Source organism: Sphingomonas sp. CFBP 13733 (genome assembly GCF_014841795.1).
In the GTDB taxonomy this organism is placed as follows: Bacteria; Pseudomonadota; Alphaproteobacteria; order Sphingomonadales; family Sphingomonadaceae; genus Sphingomonas; species Sphingomonas aerolata.
This window is the reverse complement of the sequence record NZ_JACYUP010000003.1, coordinates 721,678-746,142: the sequence shown is the minus strand read 5'-3', so window position 1 is coordinate 746,142 and position 24,465 is coordinate 721,678. Positions and strand designations below refer to the sequence as shown.

25 protein-coding genes and 1 tRNA gene are annotated in these 24,465 nt (G+C 66.6%); 8 read left to right on the top strand and 18 right to left on the bottom strand.

From position 1 onward, the window contains the following. Positions 1–259 precede the first annotated feature (259 nt). From gltB to IFT71_RS12080, 5 genes are all read right to left on the bottom strand, one after another. Positions 260–4,774, bottom strand: a complete 4,515-nt coding sequence (gene gltB / locus IFT71_RS12100) for a glutamate synthase large subunit (RefSeq protein WP_166746678.1) — start codon at positions 4,772–4,774, stop codon at positions 260–262. Positions 4,775–4,776: 2 nt separating this feature from the next. After that, entirely contained in the window at positions 4,777–5,358 is a 582-nt protein-coding gene (locus IFT71_RS21860) for a DUF2059 domain-containing protein (protein ID WP_107931273.1), read from the bottom strand. Continuing rightward, positions 5,355–6,797 (bottom strand): NAD(P)-dependent oxidoreductase, encoded by a 1,443-nt coding sequence (locus IFT71_RS12090; protein ID WP_192141025.1) that lies wholly within the window; start codon positions 6,795–6,797, stop codon positions 5,355–5,357. The genes IFT71_RS21860 and IFT71_RS12090 overlap by 4 nt, the downstream gene beginning before the upstream one ends. 151 nt (positions 6,798–6,948) lie before the next feature. After that, positions 6,949–7,758 carry an undecaprenyl-diphosphate phosphatase gene (locus IFT71_RS12085; RefSeq protein ID WP_056672967.1) on the bottom strand — a complete coding sequence of 270 codons (810 nt, stop codon included), beginning with the start codon at positions 7,756–7,758 and terminating at the stop codon, positions 6,949–6,951. A gap of 72 nt (positions 7,759–7,830) precedes the next feature. Next, positions 7,831–8,808: a complex I NDUFA9 subunit family protein gene (locus IFT71_RS12080; RefSeq protein WP_192141024.1), complete on the bottom strand. Its 978-nt coding sequence runs from the start codon at positions 8,806–8,808 to the stop codon at positions 7,831–7,833. 102 nt (positions 8,809–8,910) lie between these two features. On the opposite strand from IFT71_RS12080, the gene IFT71_RS12075 reads away from it, so the two are divergent. After that, a tRNA-Leu gene (locus tag IFT71_RS12075) sits at positions 8,911–8,997 on the top strand. Positions 8,998–9,583: 586 nt separating this feature from the next. After that, complete coding sequence (locus IFT71_RS12070) at positions 9,584–10,075, top strand: MucR family transcriptional regulator (protein ID WP_031394198.1); 492 nt, start codon at positions 9,584–9,586, stop codon at positions 10,073–10,075. A gap of 137 nt (positions 10,076–10,212) precedes the next feature. Here IFT71_RS12070 and IFT71_RS12065 read toward each other — a convergent pair whose 3' ends face one another. The 13 genes from IFT71_RS12065 to IFT71_RS12005 form a co-directional block, all read right to left on the bottom strand. After that, positions 10,213–11,115 (bottom strand): flagellar motor protein MotB, encoded by a 903-nt coding sequence (locus tag IFT71_RS12065; RefSeq protein ID WP_056672975.1) that lies wholly within the window; start codon positions 11,113–11,115, stop codon positions 10,213–10,215. Between the two features lies 1 nt (position 11,116). Next, positions 11,117–11,980 (bottom strand): flagellar motor stator protein MotA, encoded by an 864-nt coding sequence (motA, locus tag IFT71_RS12060; protein ID WP_031394196.1) that lies wholly within the window; start codon positions 11,978–11,980, stop codon positions 11,117–11,119. A gap of 111 nt (positions 11,981–12,091) precedes the next feature. Continuing rightward, a complete protein-coding gene (locus IFT71_RS12055; protein WP_192141023.1) occupies positions 12,092–12,985 on the bottom strand; it encodes a flagellin N-terminal helical domain-containing protein in 894 nt (297 codons plus the stop codon). 5 nt (positions 12,986–12,990) lie between these two features. After that, positions 12,991–14,340, bottom strand: coding sequence for a flagellar hook-associated protein FlgK (gene flgK / locus IFT71_RS12050; RefSeq protein WP_192141022.1), 1,350 nt, complete (start codon positions 14,338–14,340; stop codon positions 12,991–12,993). Then, positions 14,337–14,666: a rod-binding protein gene (locus tag IFT71_RS12045; RefSeq protein ID WP_031440261.1), complete on the bottom strand. Its 330-nt coding sequence runs from the start codon at positions 14,664–14,666 to the stop codon at positions 14,337–14,339. Before IFT71_RS12045 ends, flgK begins: the two co-directional genes overlap by 4 nt. After that, positions 14,663–15,754: a flagellar basal body P-ring protein FlgI gene (locus tag IFT71_RS12040; protein ID WP_192141021.1), complete on the bottom strand. Its 1,092-nt coding sequence runs from the start codon at positions 15,752–15,754 to the stop codon at positions 14,663–14,665. Before IFT71_RS12040 ends, IFT71_RS12045 begins: the two co-directional genes overlap by 4 nt. Before the next feature lie 10 nt (positions 15,755–15,764). Further along, positions 15,765–16,460, bottom strand: a complete 696-nt coding sequence (locus IFT71_RS12035; RefSeq protein ID WP_192141020.1) for a flagellar basal body L-ring protein FlgH — start codon at positions 16,458–16,460, stop codon at positions 15,765–15,767. Positions 16,461–16,474: 14 nt separating this feature from the next. Further along, positions 16,475–17,263, bottom strand: coding sequence for a flagellar basal-body rod protein FlgG (flgG, locus tag IFT71_RS12030; RefSeq protein ID WP_031394684.1), 789 nt, complete (start codon positions 17,261–17,263; stop codon positions 16,475–16,477). A 14-nt stretch (positions 17,264–17,277) separates the two neighbouring features. Then, positions 17,278–18,030 carry a flagellar basal body rod protein FlgF gene (locus IFT71_RS12025; protein WP_031394683.1) on the bottom strand — a complete coding sequence of 251 codons (753 nt, stop codon included), beginning with the start codon at positions 18,028–18,030 and terminating at the stop codon, positions 17,278–17,280. A gap of 26 nt (positions 18,031–18,056) precedes the next feature. Next, positions 18,057–19,328: a flagellar hook protein FlgE gene (locus IFT71_RS12020; protein WP_056409681.1), complete on the bottom strand. Its 1,272-nt coding sequence runs from the start codon at positions 19,326–19,328 to the stop codon at positions 18,057–18,059. A 36-nt stretch (positions 19,329–19,364) separates the two neighbouring features. Further along, the gene (locus IFT71_RS12015) at positions 19,365–20,045 is read right to left on the bottom strand and encodes a flagellar hook assembly protein FlgD (protein WP_192141019.1); all 681 of its coding nucleotides are present in this window, start codon (positions 20,043–20,045) and stop codon (positions 19,365–19,367) included. Between the two features lie 2 nt (positions 20,046–20,047). Continuing rightward, positions 20,048–20,458, bottom strand: coding sequence for a flagellar basal body rod protein FlgC (gene flgC, locus IFT71_RS12010; protein ID WP_031394680.1), 411 nt, complete (start codon positions 20,456–20,458; stop codon positions 20,048–20,050). A gap of 3 nt (positions 20,459–20,461) precedes the next feature. Further along, the gene (locus IFT71_RS12005; protein WP_056409678.1) at positions 20,462–20,806 is read right to left on the bottom strand and encodes a flagellar basal body rod protein FlgB; all 345 of its coding nucleotides are present in this window, start codon (positions 20,804–20,806) and stop codon (positions 20,462–20,464) included. Positions 20,807–21,078: 272 nt separating this feature from the next. Between IFT71_RS12005 and IFT71_RS12000 the strand changes: the two genes are divergently transcribed. The 6 genes from IFT71_RS12000 (at position 21,079) to IFT71_RS11975 (ending at position 24,464) form a co-directional block, all read left to right on the top strand. Further along, positions 21,079–21,729: a motility protein A gene (locus IFT71_RS12000; protein ID WP_192141017.1), complete on the top strand. Its 651-nt coding sequence runs from the start codon at positions 21,079–21,081 to the stop codon at positions 21,727–21,729. Then, positions 21,726–22,322 (top strand): flagellar motor protein MotB, encoded by a 597-nt coding sequence (locus tag IFT71_RS11995; protein ID WP_192141015.1) that lies wholly within the window; start codon positions 21,726–21,728, stop codon positions 22,320–22,322. Before IFT71_RS12000 ends, IFT71_RS11995 begins: the two co-directional genes overlap by 4 nt. Continuing rightward, entirely contained in the window at positions 22,319–22,840 is a 522-nt protein-coding gene (locus IFT71_RS11990) for a flagella basal body P-ring formation protein FlgA (RefSeq protein ID WP_342212644.1), read from the top strand. Before IFT71_RS11995 ends, IFT71_RS11990 begins: the two co-directional genes overlap by 4 nt. 66 nt (positions 22,841–22,906) lie before the next feature. Beyond that, on the top strand, positions 22,907–23,221 hold the full coding sequence (gene flgM, locus IFT71_RS11985) for a flagellar biosynthesis anti-sigma factor FlgM (RefSeq protein ID WP_031394267.1): 315 nt from the start codon (positions 22,907–22,909) through the stop codon (positions 23,219–23,221). Next, the gene (locus IFT71_RS11980; protein WP_031394268.1) at positions 23,208–23,525 is read left to right on the top strand and encodes a hypothetical protein; all 318 of its coding nucleotides are present in this window, start codon (positions 23,208–23,210) and stop codon (positions 23,523–23,525) included. The genes flgM and IFT71_RS11980 overlap by 14 nt, the downstream gene beginning before the upstream one ends. 72 nt (positions 23,526–23,597) lie before the next feature. Next, positions 23,598–24,464: a lytic transglycosylase domain-containing protein gene (locus IFT71_RS11975; protein WP_166746670.1), complete on the top strand. Its 867-nt coding sequence runs from the start codon at positions 23,598–23,600 to the stop codon at positions 24,462–24,464. Position 24,465: the final 1 nt, after the last annotated feature.

Sequence of the window (24,465 nt, the reverse complement as noted above, 5' to 3'; positions counted from 1 at the left end):
GTTCGCGCGGAGGCGCGGAGGCGCGGAGGTGTTGCGCTCGTGGCGCGCGAAGCGCTCTCATCGCCGATCGCAATCAAGAAGCAGCAGAGGTAATTGAAGCTCCGCGTCTCCGCGTCTCCGCGTGAACCCCCTTCTTACCCCCTCCCCGGCAAAGGCCGGGGCCAAGTTGGGACGCGCAGATAACGAAGCGCGGTGCTCCGTTACTGCGACCTTTCCAACTGGGCCCCGGCCTTCGCCGGGGTGGAATACGCGGCAGACGCTATTCAGCCGCGACCAGCTCCGCGCTGTCATCCAGCGGATGCGGCAGGCGCGTCAGCATTTCCTTCGGCACGATCTGCCAGAAATGCGGTGCCACCCGGTCCCAGTCCTCGAGCAGGCCCTTCGACCATTTGCTGTCGGTCGTATCCGCATGGTCGCGCACCAGGTCTAGCAGTACATCCGCCCAGTGGAGCGACTTCACCCGGTCCCAGGTGATGTTCTCAGGGTTGGCGCGCTTTGCGAACAGGCCCTCGGGATCATAGACGAACGCCATCCCGCCGGTCATCCCAGCGCCGAAGTTCGCCCCCACCGCGCCGAGCACGACCGCGATTCCGTTGGTCATGTACTCGCAGCCGTTCGCGCCACAGCCCTCGACGACCACGGTCGCGCCTGAGTTGCGGACTGCGAACCGCTCGCCCGCCTGCCCCGCCGCGAACAGCCGGCCGCTGGTGGCGCCATAGAGCACGGTGTTGCCGATGATCGTGTTGTCCTGGCTGGCGAGCGGCGAACTCACCGCGGGCCGCACGATGATCGTCCCCCCTGACAGTCCCTTGCCGACATAGTCGTTCGAATCGCCGAACACCTCGAGCGTGATCCCCTTGCAGAGGAACGCGCCGAGCGACTGGCCCGCCGAGCCCCGCAACCGGATCGTGACGTGATCGTCGGCGAGCGTCGACATGCCGAACTTGCGCGTGATCTCGCTCGACAGCCGCGTCCCCACCGCGCGGTGCGTGTTGCGCACCGAATAGGTCAGCTGCATCTTCTCGCCGCGCGAGAACACCGCCGCGGCATCCTTGATGATCTGCGCGTCGAGGCTGTCGGGCACTTCGTTGCGGAAGGTCGAGAGCGAAAAGCGCCGCTCGGCATCCGATGCGTCGACCTTGGCGAGGATCGGGTTGAGATCGAGATCGTCGAGATGCTCGGCACCACGGCTGACCTGCCGCAACAGCTCGGTACGGCCGATCACGTCGTCGAGGCTCTTCACGCCCAGCCGCGCGAGGATGTCGCGGACTTCCTCGGCGATGAACGTCATCAGGTTGATGACCTTCTCGGGCGTGCCGACGAACTTCTGCCTGAGCGCGTCATTCTGCGTGCAGATGCCGACCGGGCAGGTGTTCGAATGACACTGGCGGACCATGATGCAGCCCATCGCCACCAGCGACAGCGTGCCGATCCCGAACTCTTCCGCGCCGAGGATCGCGGCGATCACGATGTCGCGTCCGGTCTTGAGCCCGCCATCGGTGCGCAGCCGCACGCGGCCGCGCAGGCCGTTGAGCGTCAGCACCTGGTTGACCTCGGACAGCCCCATTTCCCACGGCGTGCCCGCATATTTGATCGACGTCTGCGGCGACGCGCCGGTGCCGCCGACATGGCCCGCGATCAGGATCACGTCGGCATGCGCCTTCGCGACGCCCGCCGCCACGGTGCCGATGCCCGCCGAGCTGACGAGCTTCACACAGACGCGCGCGCGCGGATTGATCTGCTTCAGGTCATAGATGAGCTGCGCCAGATCCTCGATCGAGTAGATGTCGTGATGCGGCGGCGGCGAGATCAGCGTCACGCCGGGCGTCGCATGGCGCAGCTTGGCGATGAATTCGGTCACCTTGAAGCCGGGCAGCTGGCCGCCCTCGCCGGGCTTGGCGCCCTGCGCGACCTTGACCTCGATCTCCTCGCACGCGTTCAGATATTCCGCGGTCACGCCGAACCGGCCGCTCGCGATCTGCTTGATCGTCGAGTTTGCATTGTCGCCGTTCGCATAGGGCACGAAGCGAGACTTGTCCTCGCCGCCCTCGCCCGACACCGCCTTCGCGCCGATCCGGTTCATCGCGATCGCCAGCGTCTCGTGCGCCTCGGGGGAGAGCGCGCCGAGCGACATGCCCGGCGTCACGAACCGCTTGCGGATCTCAGTGATCGCCTCGACCTGGTCGACGGGCACGCCCTCGGCCGGGAAGTTGAACTGGAGAAGGTCGCGCAGATACACCGGCGGCAGGTCCGACACCCCGCGCGAGAATTGCAGGTAGCTCGTATAGCTGTCGGTCGCGACCGCGGTCTGGAGCAGATGCATCAGCTGCGCCGAATAGGCATGCGTCTCGCCGGTGTGGCGCTGGCGATAGAAGCCGCCGATCGGCAGCGTCGCGACCGCCGGATCGAACGCCGCCTCGTGGCGATCGGTCGCGTTGACGTGAAGCGAGGCATAGCCCTCGCCGCTGATCTTCGCGGGCATGCCGGGGAACAGGTCGTTCACCAGGCTGCGCGACAGGCCGACCGCCTCGAAATTATAGCCGCCGCGGTAGGACGAGATGACCGCGATGCCCATCTTCGACATGATCTTGAGCAGCCCCTCCTCGACCGCGACGCGGTGACGACGCAGGCATTCGGCCAGATCGAGATCACCGAACAGCCCGCGGCTCTGGCGATCGACGATCGCGGCTTCGGCCAGATACGCGTTCACGGTCGTCGCGCCGACGCCGATCAGCACCGCATAATAATGCGTGTCGAGGCATTCCGCCGTGCGCACGTTGATCGACGCATAGGAGCGCAGGCCGCGACGGACGAGATGCGTGTGCACCGCCGCCACTGCGAGCACGCCGGCGATGCCAACGCGGTCCTCGCCGATCGCCTCGTCGGTCAGGAACAGCTCGCTCTTGCCCTGGCGGACCGCCTGCTCGGCCTCGTTACGGATCCGCTGGATCGCCGCGCGCAGCTTCTCCGGGCCGCCGCCGGCATCGAAGGTGCAATCGATCTCGGCAACCGCGCCGCCGAAATGCGCCTTCAGCCGCGCCCAATGCTCACCAGTGAGGACCGGTGAATCGAGCACCAGCACGCGCTCGCGCTGATCGCGCACGTCGAGGATGTTGGCGAGATTGCCGAACCGCGTCTTGAGCGACATCACGTGCCGCTCGCGCAGAGGATCGATTGGCGGGTTGGTCACCTGGCTGAAATTCTGGCGGAAGAACTGGCTGATCAACCGCGGCTTGTCCGAAATGACCGCGAGCGGCGTATCGTCGCCCATCGATCCGATCGCTTCCTTGGCCGATTCGACCATCGGCGACAGGATAAGCTCCATGTCCTCGATCGTCTGCCCGGCCGCGACCTGGCGTCGTGCCAGCTCGGCGCGATCATAGCGGACCACGGCATCCTCGACCGACGGCAGGTCTGCCAGCGTGTGGAACTCGCCGATCATCGCGGCATAGTCCGCCTCGCCGGAGATGCGATCCTTGACCGCGCGGTCCTGCAGCAGCCGCCCTTCGTCGAGGTCGACCGCGATCATCTCGCCCGGCCCCAGCCGCCCCTTGGCGATGATCGTCGATTCGGGAACGACGACCATCCCGCTTTCCGATCCGACGATCAGCAGCCCGTCGACGGTCAGCGTATAGCGCAGGGGCCTGAGCGCGTTGCGGTCCATGCCCGCGACGGCCCAGCGGCCATCGGTCATCGCCAGCGCGGCCGGGCCGTCCCACGGCTCCATCACCGACGCCAGATACTGGTACATCGCGCGGTGCTCGGGCGGCATGTCGGGGCTCGCGGCCTCGGGCACCAGCATCAGCTTGGCGGTCGGCGCATCGCGGCCCGACCGGCAGATCGCCTCGAACACCGCGTCGAGCGCGGCGGTATCGGACGCGCCTGCCGGGATCACCGGCTTGATGTCCTCGGAATTATCGCCGAACGCGAGGCTCGCCATCCGGATCTCGTGGGACAGCATCCAATTCTTGTTGCCGCGGATCGTGTTGATTTCGCCGTTGTGTGCAAGACACCGGAACGGCTGCGCCAGCCACCATTGCGGGAAGGTGTTGGTCGAATAGCGCTGATGGAAAATCGCGACGCGGCTCTCGAACCGCTGGTCGCACAGGTCGGGATAGAAGACCGACAGCGATTCGGCGAGGAACAGCCCCTTGTAGATGATCGAGCGGCACGACAGCGAACAGATGTAGAAGCCCTGGATCTGCGCCGCGATCACGCGCTTCTCGATACGCCTGCGGACCAGATACAGTGTCTTTTCGAACTCGGCGGCATCCTGCTCGTCGGGCAATGGCCCGGCGATCATGATCTGCTCGATCTCGGGGCGCGTCGCCTGCGCCTTCTGGCCGATCACCGACACGTCGACGGGCACCTGGCGCCAGCCATAGATGGTATAGCCCGCCTCGATGATCGCGCTCTCGACGATCGTCCGGCAATCCTCCTGCGCCCCCAGATCGGTGCGCGGCAGGAAGATCATGCCGACCGCGAGCCGGTTCGGCCGCACCTTGTGCCCCGAAGCGGCGACCGCGTCGTCGAAGAACTTGAGCGGAAGGTCGATGTGAAGACCTGCTCCATCGCCGGTCTTGCCGTCCGCATCGACCGCGCCGCGGTGCCACACCGCCTTCAGCGCATCGACCGCGGACTGCACGACGCGCCGCGAGGCGCGGCCGTCGGTCGCGGCGACGAGCCCGACGCCGCAGGCATCACCCTCGAACTCGGGACGGTACATGCCGTGTTCGGCGAGATATTGGCGCTGATCGGTGCTGGAATCGGTCATCGTCACTTCTTCTTTTGCTCGGGCGTGGCAACGTGCTTGGCGAATTCGGCGACATCGGCCTGCATGTGGCGCATCGAGGATTCCATCATCGACCGCTGCCACGCGGCGACGTCAGGATCGGCCATGATCGTCAGCGACTGCTGCATGTACAGGCGTCCGCTCGGCGTCGCGAAGAACGCCTTGATGTCGCGACACTGGGCGACGTCGAAGCGGCGCGCATAGGCACGCGCCATCGCATCGAACATGCCCGGCATGCCGTCGCGCATCAACGTCAGCGTGCGAGTCTGCTGCTGGTTCATGAAGGCGGCAAACTGCGCCTGCATCTGCGGATTTTTAGCCATTGCGCTGCTGAACATTGGGCTCTGCGCCATGCCCTGCTGGAGATTGCCCAACATCGGCGCGATCATGCCCTCGATCATCCGCGCGCGCGATTCGGGCGGCATCAAGACGTCGATCAATTCGCGCGCTGCTGCGAGTCGGGCCGGATCAGGGGCCGCGGCGGCAACAGGCGCTGCCTGCGCATGCGCCGCCGACGGGACTACCGCACCCGCCAGCAACACCGCCCCGAGAAACCCGAGCCTCACGCCGCGACCTTCGCGCTGGCCGCCTTCGCCTTGAGATATTTGTGCATCGTCGCCGCCACGTCACGCCCGTCGCGGATCGCCCACACGACCAGGCTCGCGCCGCGGACGATGTCGCCCGCCGCGAACACGCCGTCGAGGCTGGTCATCAGCGTCTTGCCGTCGACCAGCACGGTGCCCCAGCGGCTCACCCCCAGTTCGGGCGTCGCGAACAGCGTCGGCAGGTCCTCGGCATCGAAGCCCAGCGCCTTGATGACGAGGTCGGCATCGACCGAATAGTCACCGGCGGGATCGGGTTCGGGCGTGCGGCGACCGCTCGCATCGGCTGCGCCCAGACGCATCTTGCGCACCCTGACGCTCGACACGGCCTCGCCGCCGTCGAAGCTCTGCGGGCCCGACAACCAGACGAATTCGACGCCCTCCTCCTCGGCATTGGCGACTTCGCGCTGCGACCCGGGCATGTTCGCGCGGTCGCGGCGATAGAGGCACTTCACCGACTTGGCGCCCTGGCGGATCGCGGTGCGGACACAGTCCATCGCGGTATCGCCGCCGCCGATCACGACGACGTCCTTGCCCTCGGCATTCAGGCTGCCGTCGTCAAAGGCGGGGACCGCATCACCGAAACCCTTGCGGTTCGACGCGACGAGGAAGTCGAGCGCCGCCACCACGCCGTTCGAGCCGCCACCGGGCAGGTCCATCGCGCGCGCCTTGTACACGCCGGTCGCGATCAGGATCGCGTCGTGGCGCTGGCGCAGCTCGTCGAGGCTGGCGTCGTCACCGACCGCAAAGCCTTCGTGGAACACGATCCCCGCGGTCTTCAGTCGCTCGACCCGACGCATGACGATCGGCTTTTCGAGCTTGAACCCGGGAATGCCGTAGGTGAGCAGGCCGCCCGCGCGGTCGTAACGATCATAGACGTGCACGTCATAGCCGTGGCCGCGCAGATATTCGGCGGCGCTCAGCCCGGCAGGCCCTGCCCCGATCACACCGACCGACTGGCCGCGCGACTTGCCGGGGATCAGCGGCTCGACCCAGCCATTCTCCCAGGCGGTGTCGGTGATGAACTTCTCGACCGAGCCGATCGTGACCGCGCCGTGGCCCGTGAACTCGATGACGCAATTGCCCTCGCACAGCCGGTCCTGCGGACAGATGCGACCGCAGATCTCGGGCATGGTCGAGGTCGCGTTGCTCAACTCATACGCCTCGCGGAGCCGGCCCTCGGCGGTCAGGCGCAGCCAGTCAGGGATATGGTTGTGGAGCGGACAATGGACCGAGCAATAGGGCACGCCGCATTGCGAACAGCGCCCCGCCTGCTCCTCGGCGGGTTCGACCGCATAGCGCGCAGCGATCTCGCGGAAATCGTCCGCGCGTTCCGCCGCATTACGCTTGTCGGGATAGGATTGCTCCCGCCCGACGAATTTGAGCATCGAATCGTTCGCCATGTATGCCTCCGACAATCGCGTTATTGCGTCGTCGGAGGTTTGTCACGGCAAAAACGCCTATTGGGTCAGCTAGACTTACCTATAATTAGGCCAAATCGCGCAGGCCGGGGGACATATTCACAAATCTCACGGAATATATCCCGACTCGGACCTATTTCGACAGGAGCCATACCAGCGCGGCGGAGCCCGCGGCGATGCGATACCATGCAAACGGCACAAACCCGTGCTTTGTGACGATCCCGACAAACCATTTGACCACCAGCAACGCGACGACGAACGAAACGAGCGCGCCGATCGCGATCGACAACAGGCCGACACCCTCGCCGCTGGTCAGCGCCGCATGGTTCTTCATCAGTTCGAGCCCGCTCGCCCCCAGCATCGTGGGGATGGCGAGGAAGAAGCTGAACTCGGCGGCGGTGCGCCGCTCGACGCCGAGTGCCAGCGCCCCGAGGATCGTTGCACCCGAGCGGCTGACGCCAGGGATCATCGCGAGGCACTGGAGCATGCCGATCCCGACAACGGTGCGCAGCGGAATGTCCGCGACACCGCTGATGTCGCTGCGCGGTGCGAACCGCTCGACCGCCAGAATGGCAAAGCCGCCAACGACCAGCGCGATCGCGACCACCTCGGCATTGCCGAGCAGCGCCTCGATATAATGGTGCAGCGCCAGCCCGATCACCGCGGCAGGGATGAAGGCGACCACCAGATTGCGTAGGAACAGCCAGGATTTCGGCTCGCGGCGAATGAGGCCCATGCCCACCGCCCAGAAGGTCCGCCAGTACAGGACCACGATCGCAAGGATCGCGCCGAGCTGGATGACGACGTTGAACACCTCCCAGCGCCCCGCATCATAGCCGAGCAGCCGCGTCGCAAGGATGAGATGGCCTGTCGACGAGACCGGCAGGAATTCGGTGATCCCCTCGACGATGCCGAGAAGGATGACGGTAAGAAGTTCGGACACGCAAAAGCTCCCGCAGCGCGGTGAATCAGGACTGGTCGATCAGTGTCGATGGCGGCTGGACCCGCATCAGGATCAGACCACGTGGGTCGCCGAATGCGTGTCCACCTGGGTGTCGGCCCGAGTTGCGGCACGGCGACCGAACCGCCCAGCCTTGCAGAAACGGACGAGCCAGCCCGGCGCGACCGTCGACATTGGCGTCGCCTCGATCCCCATCGCCTTCAACCCGTCGACTCCGGTGACGATATTGTCGCTCTGCAGCATCCGCCACTGATCCTGGGTGATCGGCGCGCCTGGGAGGAACCCGGCCTTGGCGATCAGTGCCCCGGCAAAATCGGGCAATTCGACGATCGACGGCTCGCGGCCGATCGCGGCGGCGATCCAGCGGATCAGGTTGCCCATGGTGATGACGTCGGGTCCGCCGATCTCCAGCGTCTTGCCGCCGAACGTCTCCGGAGCCGCGGCTGCAGCGACGATCGCATCCGCGACGTTGCCGACGAACACGGGCTGAAACTTGGCACCGGCGCGCAGCACGGGCACGACCGGCGCCTTGGCGATCATCCCGGCGAAGCGGTTCACGAACTGATCCTCCTGCCCGAAGATGATCGACGGCCGCAGGATCGTCGCGTTGGGGAAGGCCGCGCGGACCGCCGCCTCGCCCTCACCCTTCGACTTGCCATAGGCCGACTCCGATGCGGCGTCCGCACCGATCGCCGAGACATGGACCAGCGCGCCGACCCCCGCCTTGGCGGCGGCCTCCGCCACGGTCCGCGCGCCGAGCGCCTGGACGCCGTGGAAATCACCCGCCAGCACCCCGACCAGGTTCACGACGATGTCCGCACCCTGCACCGCCTGTGCGATCGTCGCGGGCTTGGTCACGTCGGCGCCGACGAATTGCGTCTGCCCGAGCCCGCCGAGCGGCTTGAGAAAAAACGCCTGTCGCGGATCGCGCTGTGCGATCCGGACCCGCGCACCCGACGCCAGCAGCGCCTGCGCGACATAGCGGCCGACGAAACCTCCGCCTCCGATCAGCGTCACCAGTCTGTCGTTCATCGCCCGTCCGTCCAATTCTTTATGCCTGCCCGCCCTTTGCCCCAGCAAGAGGGTTGTTGACAAGCATCGCAACCCTCCACTAGAGGCGCCCTCCTACCCCGTGCCCGGATGGCGGAATTGGTAGACGCACCAGCTTCAGGTGCTGGCGATCGCAAGGTCGTGGAGGTTCGAGTCCTCTTCCGGGCACCATATCTCGCCAGGCGGGTGAGACGACGGTCAGCGCCTTAGGCGGACCGTCGGGCGACAGATCGGCAATGCCCCAAGCAATCAGATCTTAGCTCACGAATTACCGACCACCTCGGCAACCGAAGCCCGGTCCACCCCCGTCAGATCAGCGCTCCAGCGCCAGGCCTGCTGCCCGGGTTCGATGCACTGCGGCACGCGCGTCCGGCTTGAGCTGGCCGACCTCAGCCACACGCCGCCCCAGACTTCGGAAGGACTGTCAAGGACAGTGACGGGTTCGGGTCAACCGTCCTTCCTCCGCAGTAGCATTCAGGTCCATGGTATCGGTCCCATATTCATTCCACGGATCAATCAGGCCTGATCTGCATCATAGTTAATGAAGATATCGGACATTATCCCCTATAGTAAGTGTCTGCCCGGACCACTTCCCGTTCTTCCTCGAGACTGCATCCATGCCGGGGAAATTGCGTCTTGAGACCGTGCCGCACGGCTTTTGGAAGAAAATGCATAGCAAATGGCATAATAGGTTCAAATCGGATGTTGATTATAGGGTGCTATAGGCGTAGGCGTCGATCAAAGACTGGAGCATATCATGTCCGAAGACATTATTGAGCTGAACGCTGTTGAATTGGCGACCGAACTGACGATCGCGTGGCTGACAAACCCCAATACGCGCACGTCTGCCGAAGAGGTTCCGTCGTTCCTTGGCAAGATGCACGACACCGTGTCTGCATTGCTGGGCACGTCGACGGAGGAGCCCGTGGTCGAACCCGTCGCCGAATACACCCCGGCAGTTTCGGTCCGGAAATCGCTGGCATCGAAAGATCACATCATCTCGATGATCGACGGCAAGCCGTACAAGACACTGCGCCGCCACCTGGCGACGCACGGCATGACGCCGATCGAATATCGCGAACGCTACGGGCTGAAGCCGGACTATCCAATGGTCGCCGAGACCTATTCGGAAAGCCGCCGTGCCATGGCCAAGAAGATCGGTCTCGGTCGCAAGCCCGGCGCCCGCAAGACCGAAGCCCCGGCTGCTGCGCCGCAGCGCAAGCGCAAGGTCGAGGCTGTCGCCGAATAAGCGACGCGGGTCGACCGATCTGAGCGACTACAGGGGTCGGTGGTTCGCCACCGGCCCCTTTTCGCATCAGGCAGGGCGCACGCGCCGTTGCCGCCCCTCACCACCCCGGCGGACACCGGCCGGGTCGTCGCGCCGGGCTAGCTGCCGAAACGACCCCGACGGTAGAGCAAGGTGATCGCGACGCGCCGGTTGCGCGGATCGCTCGGGTTCTTGACGATCAGCGGCTCGCGGTCCGCGACACCCTCGATCCGTTCGAAGCGCGCCTCGGGCGTGCCGCCGGCGAGCAGCCGCCGTCGTGTCGCCTCGGCTCGGCCCGACGAGAGCATCCAGTTGTTCATCGCGCGCGGATCGCCATAGGGCACGCTGTCGGTGTGCCCGCGGATCATGATCGGGTTGGCCGACCCGGCGATCGATCCCGCGATCATCCCGATCAAATCCCCTGCCCTGGTGTCGAGCGCCGTCGTGCCCAGCGCGAACATCGAATAATCGGCATCGTCGATCAGGTCGATGCGCATCCCGTCCTGGGTCGGCACGAAGCGGATGTGGCTCGCGAGACGCGACAGGTTCTTCGACTGTTCGATCTGGCGGAGCACCTTGCGGCGCATCGCGTCGAAATTGCGGCGATCCTCCGCATTCAGCGCGTCGAGCCCCTTCTTGTTGCCCTTGGGCCCGGTGCCGGTGTCCGCGCCGCCCGCGCCCGCATTCGGAATGGCGATCTGCGGCAGGCTGGTCTGCCCCGCTTGCGGACCGATCTTGTTCTTCGACAGGATCGATTCGCCACCGAGCAGCGCACCGCCGCCGATCCCCAGCGTGTGCGTGTCGATCAGCGTCGGCGCGAAATAGTCGGCAATGCCCTTGCGCTGTTTCTCGGTCGTCGCGCCGAGGATCCACAGCAGCAGGAAGAACGCCATCATCGCGGTCACGAAATCGGCATAGGCGACCTTCCAGGCACCGCCATGATGGCCGCCATGGCCCTCGATATAGACCTTCTTGACGATGATCTTGGGCGGCTGGTTCGCCCCGTGCGGCGCGCGTGCCATCCTACTTCCCGCGCAGCCCGTCAAAGACTTCCGCGAAGCCCGGCTGGTTGCGATGCGCGATCCCCGAGCGCGCCGCCTCGATCACCAGCGGCTGCGGGTGGCCGTGGAGCGAGGCGATGATGATCTGCTTCACCACGCCGTAGATCGAGGCGTCCGCGTCGAGCACCTGCTTCAGCCGGTTCGCCAGCGGCGCGACCATGCCATAGGCCAGCAGCACGCCCATGAACGTGCCGACCAGCGCCGACCCGATCATCGAGCCGAGCACCGACGGCGGCTTGTCGATCGATCCCATCGTCTTCACCACGCCGAGCACCGCCGCGACGATACCGAGCGCGGGCAGCGCGTCGGCGAGGCTGGTCAGCGTGCCGTGCGCACTTTCCTCCTCATGATGATGCGTCTTGATCGACTGGTCCATCACCTCCTCGACCGCGTGCACGTCGAGTGTACCGCTCGACACCACGACGAGGCGCAGCGTGTCGGCGATCAGGTTGATCAGCGCGTGATCCTTCAGCAGCTTGGGGTATTCGGCGAACACCGCGGAGGAATTGGGATCCTCGACATGCGGCTCGAGCGCGATCGGCCCGTCGACGCGCAGCATCTTCATCAGCTTGCTGACGAGAAAGATGACGTCGAGATAATCCTGCTTCTTGTATTTCGGGCCCTTGAACACCTTCATCAGCCCGCCGCCGAGCCCTTTCAGCTCCTTGCCCGAATTGCCGATGATCAGCGCGCCGGCGGCGGCACCGCCGATGATGAGCATCTCGTGCGGGATCGCCTCAAGCACGGGGCCGAGCGCCCCGCCGGTGAACGCGAAGCCGCCGAACACCATGACGAGCAAAACGACGATGCCGATAATCGGAAACATGGTGCTGGAAATTCCCCCAAAGCCCGGAACGCCGGCCCTGTCACCGGAGGATTAACCGGATTTCGTAGCCATCCGGTTACCGGACCCGCCCGATCCGTCCTATAAATGCGCTCAGCGAAGATAATCGAACAGCGACAGCGCGCTGAGCTTCGAGAAGCTCGCCTGAGTCGCCGACAGGATCGTCATCGTCTTCTGCAATTCGGTGATCGCCGTCGTGATGTCGGTGCCCTCGATCGACTGGCGGGTGTCCTCGCGGTCGACCGCGACGTCCTTCAGCCGGGCGGTTTCGAGATCGACCCGCGACGCGCGCGCACCGAGCGACGCCTGGATCGACGACACCTGTTCCGACGCCGCCGACAGATCGTCGAGCGCGGTATCGAGCGAGGCGGGATCATAGCTTTCGGCCTGGAGCGCGGTCGCGATCGCGCTCAATACCGCCAACGTGTCCTTGCCGTCGGCGCGCAGCACGCGCGACGCCGATTCGTTCGCCTGCACGCTCGCGCCGTCGCCGACCGGGATCGGCGAGACACTGGTCGTCGCCAGCGCATAGCTGCCATCGGCCTGCTTCACCGCCGCGGGCCCGCCGTCCGCGCCGCCGAAGATCGGCTGGCCGCGCAGGTCCTTCACGTTCGCAAGACTCGCGATCGTATCGACGATCCCCGCAATTTCGACACCGATCGCCTTGCGCGCATCGCCGCTCAGCGTGCCGTTGCGCGCCTGCACCGTGAGTTCGGACACGCGCTGCAACTGCGCGGTGATCGCGCTGAGCGTGGTGTCCGACTGTTTCAGCACCGATGCGGCGGTCGTCAGGTTCGCGGCATAGGCCTTGTCGTCGACGGCATCGCGCGCGAGCCCCGCCAGCCGCTGATAGGCGGCGCTGTCGGACGACGGCGCGGTGAATTTGATGCCGGACGAGATCTGCGTCTGCAACGCGTCCGCCTGCTTCGACAGCGTATTCATCGCCTTGGCCGAGCGGTCGTAGAACAGGCTGGTCGCGATCTGCATAAGGCCTACCGGATCTCGAGGATGGTCTGGAGGATATCGCGCGCGGTCTGGATGACGCGGCTCGACGCCTGATAGGCCTGCTGGAAGCGGAGCAGGTCGACCGCCTCGCTGTCGAGGTCGACACCGCTGCCCGAATCGCGTGCGGTCACCGCGCCGTCGCGGATCGCGCCCTGCGCATCGCCGACCAGCTTGCGCTGCTCCAGCGACGCCGCATTGCTGGTGATAATGTTGGTCAGCCGCTGTTCGCTGCCCGTCGTCGGGTCGCGCGTCGCGAGCAGCGCGGCCAGGTTCGACGCATCGCGCGCGCCGCCGGTCGCGCCCGCCGCGGCAATGCCGCGCGGGTCGGTCAGCGCGACGGTGATGCTGGTCGGCGTGTCGCCGGTCTTGAACAGCGCCGCGCCCGCCTTGCCGTCGAGATCGCGCCCCTGCGCCTGGATGGTGTTGACCTGCGTGGTGAAATCGGTCGCGATGCCGTTCAGCGTGTCGCGCGCCGCGACGATCTTCTGCGCGCCCTCGGCATAGCCGGCCAGCGCGCCGCCCGACGGCGTCACCGCCGATGTCGTGCCCGTCCGCTGCACGACGAACCCGACCGCGCCCTCGTCATTCTTCAGATAGCTGACATTGCCCGCATCGGGTCCCGCCACGAATACCGGGCCGCTCGCGCCGCCCAGCCGCACCGTCGCACGGCCGAGATCGTCGAACTCCGTACTGATATCGGTGATCGTGCTCATCTGCTCGAGCAACTGGTCGCGCTGGTCGCCGAGCTGCGCGGCGTTGGTCGACCCCTTCTGGCTACGCGCGATGCCGTCATTGACCTTGGCGAGCGCGGTGCCGAACGAATTGAGCGTCTGCGTCGCCTGGCGCGTCGCGGTGTCGAGATCGGCCGCCGCGGTGTCGAGCGCCTTGCCCGTCGCGGTGAACGCCGCGGCCGCGCTGGTCGCGGATTCGAGCATCACCGATCGCGCCGGGACCGAGGTCGGGTCCGCCGACAAGGTCTGCGCGGCGGAAAAGAAGCTGGTGAGACGATCGCCAAGCTTGTTGTCGGTCAGCGACGTCTCGATCCGCCCGAGCCAGGCCGCCGCGGTCTCCGTCCTGGCAAGATCCGACCCGGCGTTGCGGACCGCGAGCGAGCGGAACGTGTCGGCTGAGCGTGAGATGCCGGTGACGGTGACGCCGTTGCTGCCCGTCGCGACGCTCGCATTGATGCCACTGCCGATCGAGGTCACCTGGCCGAGATTCGTCGTCCGCCGGGTATAACCCGCGGTGCCGGTGTTCGCGATGTTCTCGGACACGGTGTTCAGCGCGGTCTGATACGCCCGCACGCCCGACGCGCCGATCGACAGGAGGTCGCTCATGGCGACGGCTCTGCCGCGCCGGGGTTAAGATCGGATTGCGATTTGGCGAGGAAATCGGTCATCGCCTTGCCGATGCCGAGCGGCGTGTGCTCGGCCATCGTCTGCGCGACGCGGGCGTCCTGCATCTCGGTAAAGGTATCGAGCGCCTTGGATTCGAACAGCGAATCGCTCAATTTCGCCTGGCGCATGCTCTTCAGCATCATGCCCGTGAAGACCGCCTCGAACTTCTTGCCTGCCTTGTCGAGATTGTCGTTCGACTTGAGCCGGCTCGTATCGGTCGAGATGCCGCCCGCATCGATCGGGCCGGGCGCTGCGATCGGGCTCACAGGACGATCAACTCGGCCTTGAGCGCGCCGGCCTCTTTCAACGCCTCGAGGATGGCGACCAGATCGGCGGGCGACGCGCCGATCGCGTTCACCGCCTTGACGATGTCGGCAAGCCGGGGCCCCGGGTTCAGCAGGAACATCGGGCGACGCTCCTCCTCGACCGCGACCGCGCTGTTCGGCGTGACGACGGTCTGGCCCTGGCTGAACGGCGCGGGCTGGCTTACCTGTGGCTTCTCGTCGATCCGCACCGTCAGCTTCCCATGCGTCACCGCGGCAGGCCCCACGCGCACCGCGGAGTTTATAACGACCGTACCGGTGCGCGCATTTACGATTACTTTTGCCGAGGGCTCGGCGGAGACCACGTCGAGATTCTCGATCGTCGACATCAGGGTCGCACGAACGTCCGCACCGACCGGCGCGCGGACCGCGACCGAAACCGCGTCGATCGCCTGTGCGCTGCCGAAGCCGAGCTTCGAATTGATCGCGCCCGCGACGTTCTGCGCGGTGGTGAAATCGGCGCGCGCAAGGTTGAAGGTCAGCATCGGCGCGCTGTCGAACCCGGTCGCAACCGCCCGTTCGACCGTCGCGCCCTCGGGGATGCGCCCGGTCGAGGGGATGTTGACGACGATCTTGGAGCCATCCGCACCTTCCGCGCCGAGCCCGCCGACCGCGAGATTGCCCTGCGCCATCGCATAGATCTGGTTATCCGCGCCGAGCAGCGGCGTCATGATCAGGCTGCCGCCGCGCAGGCTCTTGGCCTTGCCCATCGACGCGACGGTGATGTCGAGCCGCTGGCCGGGCTTGGCGAAGGGCGGCAGTTCGGCGGTGATCATCACCACCGCGGCGTTCTTCATCCCCGGATTGGCGTTGGGCGGCAGCTGCAGCCCGAAGCGCGACGCGACCGCTTTCAGCGACTGGACGGTATATTCCAGATTGTCGTCGCCCGTGCCGGGCAGCCCGACGACGATGCCGTAGCCGGTCAGCTGGTTCGACCGGATCCCCTGGAACCCGCCCAGATCCTTGATCCGGTCGGCGGACGCCGGTGCAGCGATCAGGAGCGCGGCGAAAAGGGCGAGCAGGAAGCGCATGGTCACGGCCTCAGAAAGGGCTGACGACGGAGAAGAAGCGGCTGAGCCACCCCTGGCGGCCGGCACGGGCGACATCACCCTTGCCGGTGTACGAGATCTGCGCATCGGCGACCCGCGTCGACAGCACGCGGTTGTCGCGGTCGACATCGGCGGTACGCACCAGCCCCTTGATCTTCAGGAACTCGTCGCCGCGGTTGAGCGTCACGCGCTTCTGCCCCTGCACGAGCATCGTGCCGTTGGGATAGACTTCGGCGACCGTCACGCTGACTTCGCCCGACAGCGAGTTCGCCTGGTCGGCGGCGCCCGCGCCGTTGAAGTTGCGCCCGCCGCTGATCGTTGCATCGGCGCGGTTGAACAGGTTCAGCGCGCCCGTCGTCGGCGGCGTGATGCTTGCCGAGCCGCTGCTGTCGAGCTTCGAGCCCGAGGATTTCGACGCCGCGGTGCGCTCGACCAGCACGATCGTCAGCGGGTCACCGACCTTGCGCGCCCGCCAGCCCTCATACAGCGCAGCATAGCCGTCCTGCGCCTGGAAGATCGATCCGGTCGCGGGCGACGCCACCGGCACGGGCAGCGGCCGTGCGACGGTGAAGTCCTCGACCGGCGCCTTCTTGCCGAACAGCCTGGCCTGCGCCGACAGCGGCGCGAGCGTCGCGCTCGCGGCAAGCAGGACCGCGAAGGCGCGGTGCGAGGAAATCGGAAATGCCATGATGCGCCCTGCGATCAGATGTTCTGGTTGACGTATTTCAGCATGTCGTCGGTCGCCGAGATCATCTTCGAATTGACCTCATACGCACGCTGCGTCTCGATCATGTCGACCAGCTCCTCGACGACGTTGACGTTCGACGCCTCGAGCATCCCCTGCCGCACGCGACCGCGGCCGTCCTGCCCGGCAACGCCCAGATTGGCGGCGCCCGACGCAGCGGTCTCGACCAGGTAATTGTCGCCGGTCGCCTGCAGCCCGGCACCATTGGCGAAGCTTGCGACCTGGATCTGGCCGATCTGCTGCGCTTCCGACTGGCCGGGGATCGTCGCCGAGACGGTACCGTCCTGGCCGATCGTGATGTTGGTCGTCCCCTCGGGCACGGTGATGCCGGGCATCACCTGATAACCCTCGCTGGTCACCATCAGCCCCTCGGGGCTGCGCGAGAAATTGCCCGCGCGGGTGTAGCCGAGCGTGCCGCCGGGCATCTGCACCTGAAAATAGCCGTCGCCATCGAGCGCGAGGTCGAGGCTGTTGCCCGTCGTCTGCATCGACCCCTGCGTATCGATCCGCGCCGTGCCCTGGATCCGGACGCCGGTGCCGAGGTTGAGCCCGGTCGCGTATTTGGTCTCCGACGTCGACTGCGCGCCCGGCGCGGTCACGACCTGGTACGCCAGCGTCTCGAACGCGGCGCGGTCCTTCTTGAACCCCGTCGTGTTCACGTTGGCGAGGTTGTTCGAAATGACCCGCATGCGCGTATCCTGGGCGTCGAGCCCGGTACGCGCGATATGCATGGCGGAACTGCTCATGGCCTAATCCTTCCTTAGCTCGGCAGGCGCATCAGTGATGCACCGCTTTCATCCATGTCCTTGGCGGACTTCAGCATGTTGGCCTGGACCTCGTAGCTGCGCTGATTCTCGATCATGTCGACCAATGCCTGCGTCATGTTGACGTTCGATCCCTCGATCGCCCCGCCCTGCACCTTCGCATCGAGATCCTCGGGCAGCACGCCGCCACCGCGCACACGCAGCAGATTGTCGAGCCCCTTGACCGTGTCCGACCCCTTGGTGTCGGCCAGCTTCAGCTTGTCGATCACCTGCGGCGCATTCGCATCGCCACCCTGCGGCACGATCGAGATCGTCCCGTCGCCCGCGATCGAAAGCGTGTCATAGGGTGGGATCGTGATCGGCCCGCCCGATCCCATCACCGGAAAACCGTCGCCGGTCTGGAGCACGCCCGACGGCGCGATCTCCAGGTCGCCGCGCCGCGTATAGGCTTCGGAGCCGTCCGACGCCTGCACAGCGAGCCATGCGGTCGCGCCGGTGACCGCAACGTCGAGCGGCCGCCCCGTAGTCTGGATCGCTCCCGGCGCACGGTCGGCGTCGGTCACTTCCTCCGACGTCGGCGCACGCGCCTCGAACTGCTGGCCGCCACCCTTCAGGTCGATCCGGTCGAACACCACGCGGTCGGCGCGGAATCCGGTGGTCGACGCGTTCGCCATGTTGTTGGCGATCGCCGACTGCGCCGCCATGTGCGCGCGCAGTCCCGTCGCCGCGGTGTAGACCAGCTTGTCCATTCAGGGTTCTCCGTCCGCGCCCTGGATCAGCTGCGGATGTTGAAGATGGTCTGCGAGATCTGGCTCGCGGTATCCAAGGCCTTCGAGTTCGCCTGGAAGTTGCGCTGTGCCGCGATCAGCGAGACGAGCTCTTCCGTGATGTCGACGTTCGAGCGCTCGATCGTCCCCGACATCAGCTTGCCGAAGCCGTTGACGTCGGCGATGCCGAGCTTGGCCTCGCCCGAGATGCCGGTCGCCGACCAGTAGCTGCTGCCGAGCTGGCGCAGACCCTCGGGGTTCGAGAAGTTGGCGAGCATCACCTGGCCGAGTGCCTGCGTGTCGCCGTTCGAGAAGCTCGCCTTGACGATGCCGGACTCGTCGATCGTCACGCCCTGGATCTGGCCGACCGCCTTGCCGTCCTGCGCGCGCGCGGCGACGTTGAACGCCGATGCCAATTGCGTGGTGTCGAGCCCGAAGGTGAAGCCGAACTGCTGCGTCGTGCTGCTGCCTGCAGTGGTGAACGGGTCGAACGCGACCGCAGTGGTCGGTGCGGTCAGCTTGCCGGTGGTGTCGAAGTCCAGCTCGACGCTTGCCGCACCGCTGGTGGTCATCGGCTTGTCGCCGACATAGCTGAACACTTCCCAGCTACTCGTATTGCCGTTGGCGGCATCGGGCGTCGTCGTGCGCTTGAAATAATTGGTCAGCGTCTGCGCGTTGCCGCTCGCGTCGTAGATCGTCGTCTGCGCCGACTGGTTGTAGCTGGTCGGGTCGAACCGGTCGAACGTCTTCGTCGCCGGGATCGCGGCATTGGCACTGAGGTTCAGCGACATCGACACGTTCGCGGTCGGGACCGCCTTGCCGCTGGTGGCGGGAAGCTGGAGGCTGACCGCGGAATCGAGCCCCGATGCGACGACCTTGCCCGACCCGTCGACCGGATAGACCTGAAGATGGCTGCCGTTCGAATCGACCACATAGCGATCGGCATCGACCAGGAAGCCGCCATTGCGCGTATAGTTGACGTTGAGCGACGTCGTGCTCGGCTTGACCACGAAGAAGCCGTCGCCCGACACGGCGAGATCGAGCGCGTTGGCCGACTGGATGAGATTGCCCTGGCTGAACTGCTGCCGATTGCCCTGCACCACGGTGCCCGAGCCGATCTGCTGCGCAGGGTTCAGCGACACGCTCGACGCGATCACGTCGGCGAATTCGGTACGGCTCTTCTTGAAACCGTTGGTCGAGACGTTCGCGAGGTTGTGCGAGATCGTCGACATTTCGGTCTGCGAGGCCTGGAGGCCGGAAAGCGAGGTATAGAAGGACATCGGGTTACTCCTGGAATTCTGGCAAGCAGCGGGCGATCAGCCGATCTGGCGAACCGCGGTAACGGGGACCTCACCGAGGCCCGGCAGCGTGAGGATGGCGGCACCGGTCGTCGTCGAAACCGACTGGACCGGCGCCCAGACAAGGTTCTGTGATGCAACGGTCGTGCCATTATTCTGAGCGTTGACGATGACCTTGAACGGCCCCGTCCCGGCATCCTCGCCGGTCGCGGTCTTGCCGTCCCAGTCGTAGTTCACGGTGCCCTTGTCGGCGCTGCCGAGCGACATGGTCTTCAGCACGCCGCCATTGGCATCGGTGATCGTGACGTTGACGTTGCTCGCCGCGGCGCCGAGCTCGATCCCGCCGGCCACTCCGCCACTGGTCCGACCATAGGCCGTGTCGCCTGCGGTCAGCACGGTCTTGCCGACATAGGCCATCGCATCGCTGGCGCTGGTCACGTTCAGCTTGTCGGCGATCGACTTCATCGTCGTGCTCATCTCGGAAATACCGGCGAGGCTCGAGAATTGCGCCATCTGTGCGACCATCTGGGTGTTGTCGACCGGGTTGAACGGGTCCTGATTCTGCATCTGCGCGGTCATCAGCTTCAGGAAGTCGGACTGGTTGAGGGTCGTCGAATTGGATGCCGTGGTCGTCGTCGCGGCGGTCGTCGCGCGCGTGATGCCGAGGTTCGAAAGCGTGGAGTCGAAGGAACTTGCCATGATCAGCGGCCTAGCTTGAGGGTATCGATGATCAGCGACTTCGCAGTCTGCATCACCTCGACGTTGTTCTGGTAGCTGCGCGCGGTCTCCATCATGTCGACCAGCTCGCGGGTTTCATCGACCGCCGCCTCGAAGATGTTGCCATCCTTGTCGGCCATCGGATTGTTCGGATCGTAGCGCTTGGCGGGGGCCTCGCCGGCGGTGACGACCTTCTCGACATCGACCGTCGACATGCCGCTGGCGGCGTCGAAGCTGGTGCGGAACACCGGCTTCATCGTCTTGTACGCAGCCTCCGCAGACCCCGCGACGCCGCCCGCATTGGCGAGGTTCGACGCGGTGGTGTTCATCCGCAACAGCTGCGCGGACATCGCGCGGCCCGCGACCTGGAAAATCGTCATCGGCGCATTGGCCATCGCTTAGTCCCCCTTCAGCGCGCGGGTGACCTGGCTGATCCGCCCGTTCAGGAACGACAGCGTGGTCTGGTACTGCACCGCATTCTCGGCGAACGCGGTCTGCTCCTGGTTCAGCTCGACGGTGTTGCCGTCCATCGAGGTCTGCGTCGGCACACGGTATTTGGTCGCCGCGTCGAGCCCGCCGGCGCCGTCCGTCTCGAGCGACGCGAGCGCCGACTTGAAGTCGATGTCGCGCGCCTTGAAGCCGGGGGTCGAGGCATTGGCGATGTTCGACGCGAGCACCCCCATGCGCTGCGATCGCACCTCGAGGGCCGCACCATGAACGCCGAACAGCGAGTCACCTGACACTGGACCGAACTCCCGCGCTGAATTGCGCAAGCCTTCCGAAGCAATCGCCGTGCCAGTTCGCTCTCGTCGACCGGATGATGCCGCTTTGCCGCCCGGCGGCAAGCGCGCGGCAACCCGGCCGGCAACGCCTTGCCGCCCCGGCAGAGGTGGCGGCAAGCGCGCCGGCAGGCGTGGTGCCGACCCGTCGCGCAGCCTGCAAACCACCGGCCCGCGCGAGTCCCGCTCACCATGGGATCGCGAACTGGCCCGGCCCTTGCAACGATTTGCGAGACATGATCACGCTCGCCCATCTGCTCGACCCTGCTGCCCTCGCCATCGTCGGCGGCGGCACGATCCTCGGCGTCGCCCTGCGGACACCGCTGCGCGATCTGGTCCGCGCGATCGCGGCGCTGAAGACGCTCGGCCGCGCCCGGCTCGACGGCGATGCCCTGCTCCAGCAGATCGTCGCGCTCGGCCGCATCGCCCAGCGCCACGGCGCGATGGCGCTCGACCGCACGGTCATTGCCGATCCCGACATCGCCGCCGGTATCGCGGCGATCGTCGACGGCGCGACCGCCAGCGACGTGGCGCTGCTGATCCGGCATCGCCGTCATGCGCGGATCGAACGCCACATCGCCGCTGCCGAGGTCTGGGCAGGCGCCGCCGAACTGGCGCCCGCGATGGGTATGGTCGGCACGCTGATCGGGCTCGCCCAAATGTTCGCGACGATGAGCGATCCGACCGCGATTGGCGGCGCGATGGCGATCGCGCTGCTCGCGACGCTCTATGGCGCGCTGCTCGCCAACCTCGTCTTCATGCCGGTCGCCAACCGCCTGCGCGCACAGGGCCGCAACGAAGCCTTCGAACGCGCGCGGATCGAGGAACCACTGGTCGCGCTCGCCGCGCGCGAGGCCCCGCGCGCACCGTTGATGAGCGTCGCATGACGGTCGGCGACTATCCCGAGCCGCAGCCCGGGCGTCCGCTCTGGCTGATTACGCTCGCCGATCTCGCCTTGCTGCTCGTCGGCTTCTTCGTACTCCTGCAGGCTACGCAGACCGCCAGCGACCGTCCCCTCGCGCCCCGGGCGCTGGCAGCCGGATTGCGCGAGGGCTTCGGTTCACCTGCGACGGTACCGGCCGACACCGCACCGTCGAGATCGCTCGCCCCTTCCGCGCCACGTGCAGTGGCCCAACCCACGGCCCTGCCCGTTGCCGCTGCCGGGATGCTCGACTTCGCGGTCGGTTCGGCTGTGCTGCCGACGTCACCCGATACGCTGGCGGCATGGGCGCGCGACGCGGTGCAGGACCCGCGCGTCCAGATCACCGTCACCGGATCGGTCGACGGCTCGCGCGGCGATGTCGACCCCGTCACGCGCAGCGCGGCGATCCTCGCTTCGGACCGTGCCCGCGCGGTCGCGGCCGCGATCGCCCATGTCGCCCCCGGCCGCGTGACGCTCGCGACCTCGCCGACCACCGGCCGCCGCGCCGCCATCGTCACCCAAGCCTTTGTCGGCGAACCGCCAAGGACCCCCTCATGATGCTCGCCCTGTTGATGATCGCTGCCGGTGCGCCGTCCGCCGGCTTCCAGGATATCCCCGCGCTCGATCGCGCGGTCTCGGCATTCACCGGCCGGCCGATCGGTGCCGAGGGTGGTGCGCGGACGACGGTCGATTCGCGGTTGCGGCTCGCGACGTGCCCGACCGTCGCGATGTCGTGGCGGACCGAAGCGCATGACGCGGTGGTCGTCGCCTGTGCCGGCCCCGCCTGGCGCATCTTCGTCCCCGTCATCCGCCCGGCCTCCGCCCCCGGCGCGACGCCGGCCACGACCCGTGCGGCCTATGCGCCGGTCGTGAAGGCCGCCCCCGTCATCCGCCGCGGCGATCCGATCGTGATCGAGGCTGGCACCGACGGCTTTTCGATCAGTCGCGAGGGCGTCGCGCTGGCCGATGCCGCCCCCGGCGTACGCTTCATGGTCAAGGTCGACGACACCCGCACGCCGGTCCAGGCGATCGCGGTCGCCAGCGGCCGCGCGACGCTGCCCGGCTGGACGAATTAATTTTGTTAAAGCTTTTCGCGCGCCGGCCGTTTCTCCCTCTGTCAGCAAGAACCAGAGGGTGCAGACATGGTGGAATCGATCGGCTCGAAGCCGTTGACGGGAGGCGAGCGCAGCGTCGCGCGCATCGCCGCGACGACGCCTGTTCAGCCGTCCGCCCAGCCTCTGGCGCAGGCGCCCGACCGTGCGGTCGAGGCCGAACCCTCGGCAACCTCGTCGATTGCGCTCGCACGGACGATGGCCGCCGCCGCCCCGATCAACGAAGCGCGCGTGGCCGCGGTCAAGAAGGCGGTCGCCAACGGCACCTTCCCGATCCTGCCCGCGACGATCGCCGACCGGCTCCTCGCCTTCAAACTGGAATGGGCACCGAATGACCCGGCGTGACGCCCTGGTGCGCGTGATCGACGCGCTGCATGCCGAGATCGCGGCGCTGAAGTCCAACGATGTCGCCGGCTTGGAGCGCGCGACGACGCAAAAGCTCGACGGCATCAATGCGGTCGCAACGCTCGGCACCGGTCCCGCCGGTCCCGAACTGCGCGAGCTGGCGGACGAGGCGAACCGCCTCAACGAAACCTGCCGCATCTATACCAACCTGATGGCGGCAAATGTCCGCCGCCGCCTGCAAACCTTGACCGGCGAGGGCGGCATTGCCGGCTATCGCCCGCGCATGGGTGCGGCCTACGCCTGATCCGCGCGGCCGGGCAAGATCTGGCACGCCCCTTGCTGTGTAGTGTCCTGAAACAGGGACATTACTCGCGGGATGACCGTCAATCCTATCACTACCGGCCGGATCCAGTCCGCGATCGCGCTTGCAAGCAGCAAGACGGGCGTGGATTTCGACTATCTGCTCGGCCAGGCGAAGCTCGAAAGCGGGCTTAACGCCAATGCCAAGGCGGGCACGTCAAGCGCGTCGGGTCTGTACCAGTTCATCGAACAGAGCTGGCTCGCGGTCGTCAAGAAGCACGGCGCGGAGCACGGCCTGGGCTGGGCAGCCGACAGCATCGGCCAGTCGTCGGGCGGGCATCTGGGCGTTGCGGATGCGGGCACGCGTCAGGCGATTCTCGCGCTGCGCAACGATCCCGCCGCCGCCTCGATGATGGCGGCCGAACATGCGTCGGACAACAAGGACGCGCTCGAGGGCAAGCTCGGCCGCACAGCGACCGGTACCGATCTGTACATGGCGCATTTCCTGGGGCTCGGCGGCGCGTCGAAGTTCCTGACGACGATGCAGGCCAATCCCGACGCGAGCGGCGCCGCGCTGTTTCCTTCCGCCGCGCGCGCCAATCGCGGCGTCTTCTACGAGTCCAACGGTACGCCGCGCTCGCTGTCGGCAATCTACGAGCGGTTCTCGACGAAGCTCGGCGCCGCCGCCGCGGGCGCGACCGGTTCGGCCACGACCGGTTCGGTCCAGTTCGCCGCGCAGGCGCTCGACATGGACGGCAGCACGGTCGTCACCGGCAACAACGAAAGCGCCGAGGACGCGCTCGCCTGGGCGACGTCGACGATGGGCCGGTTCGGCACCCGGAACGCCGGCTTCAATGCGGGCCAGACCTCGGCCAGCCTGTTGCGGCCGACGCCCGACACCGCGCGGCTCGCCTATCTCATGCTCGCCAAGATGGGTGGCTAAG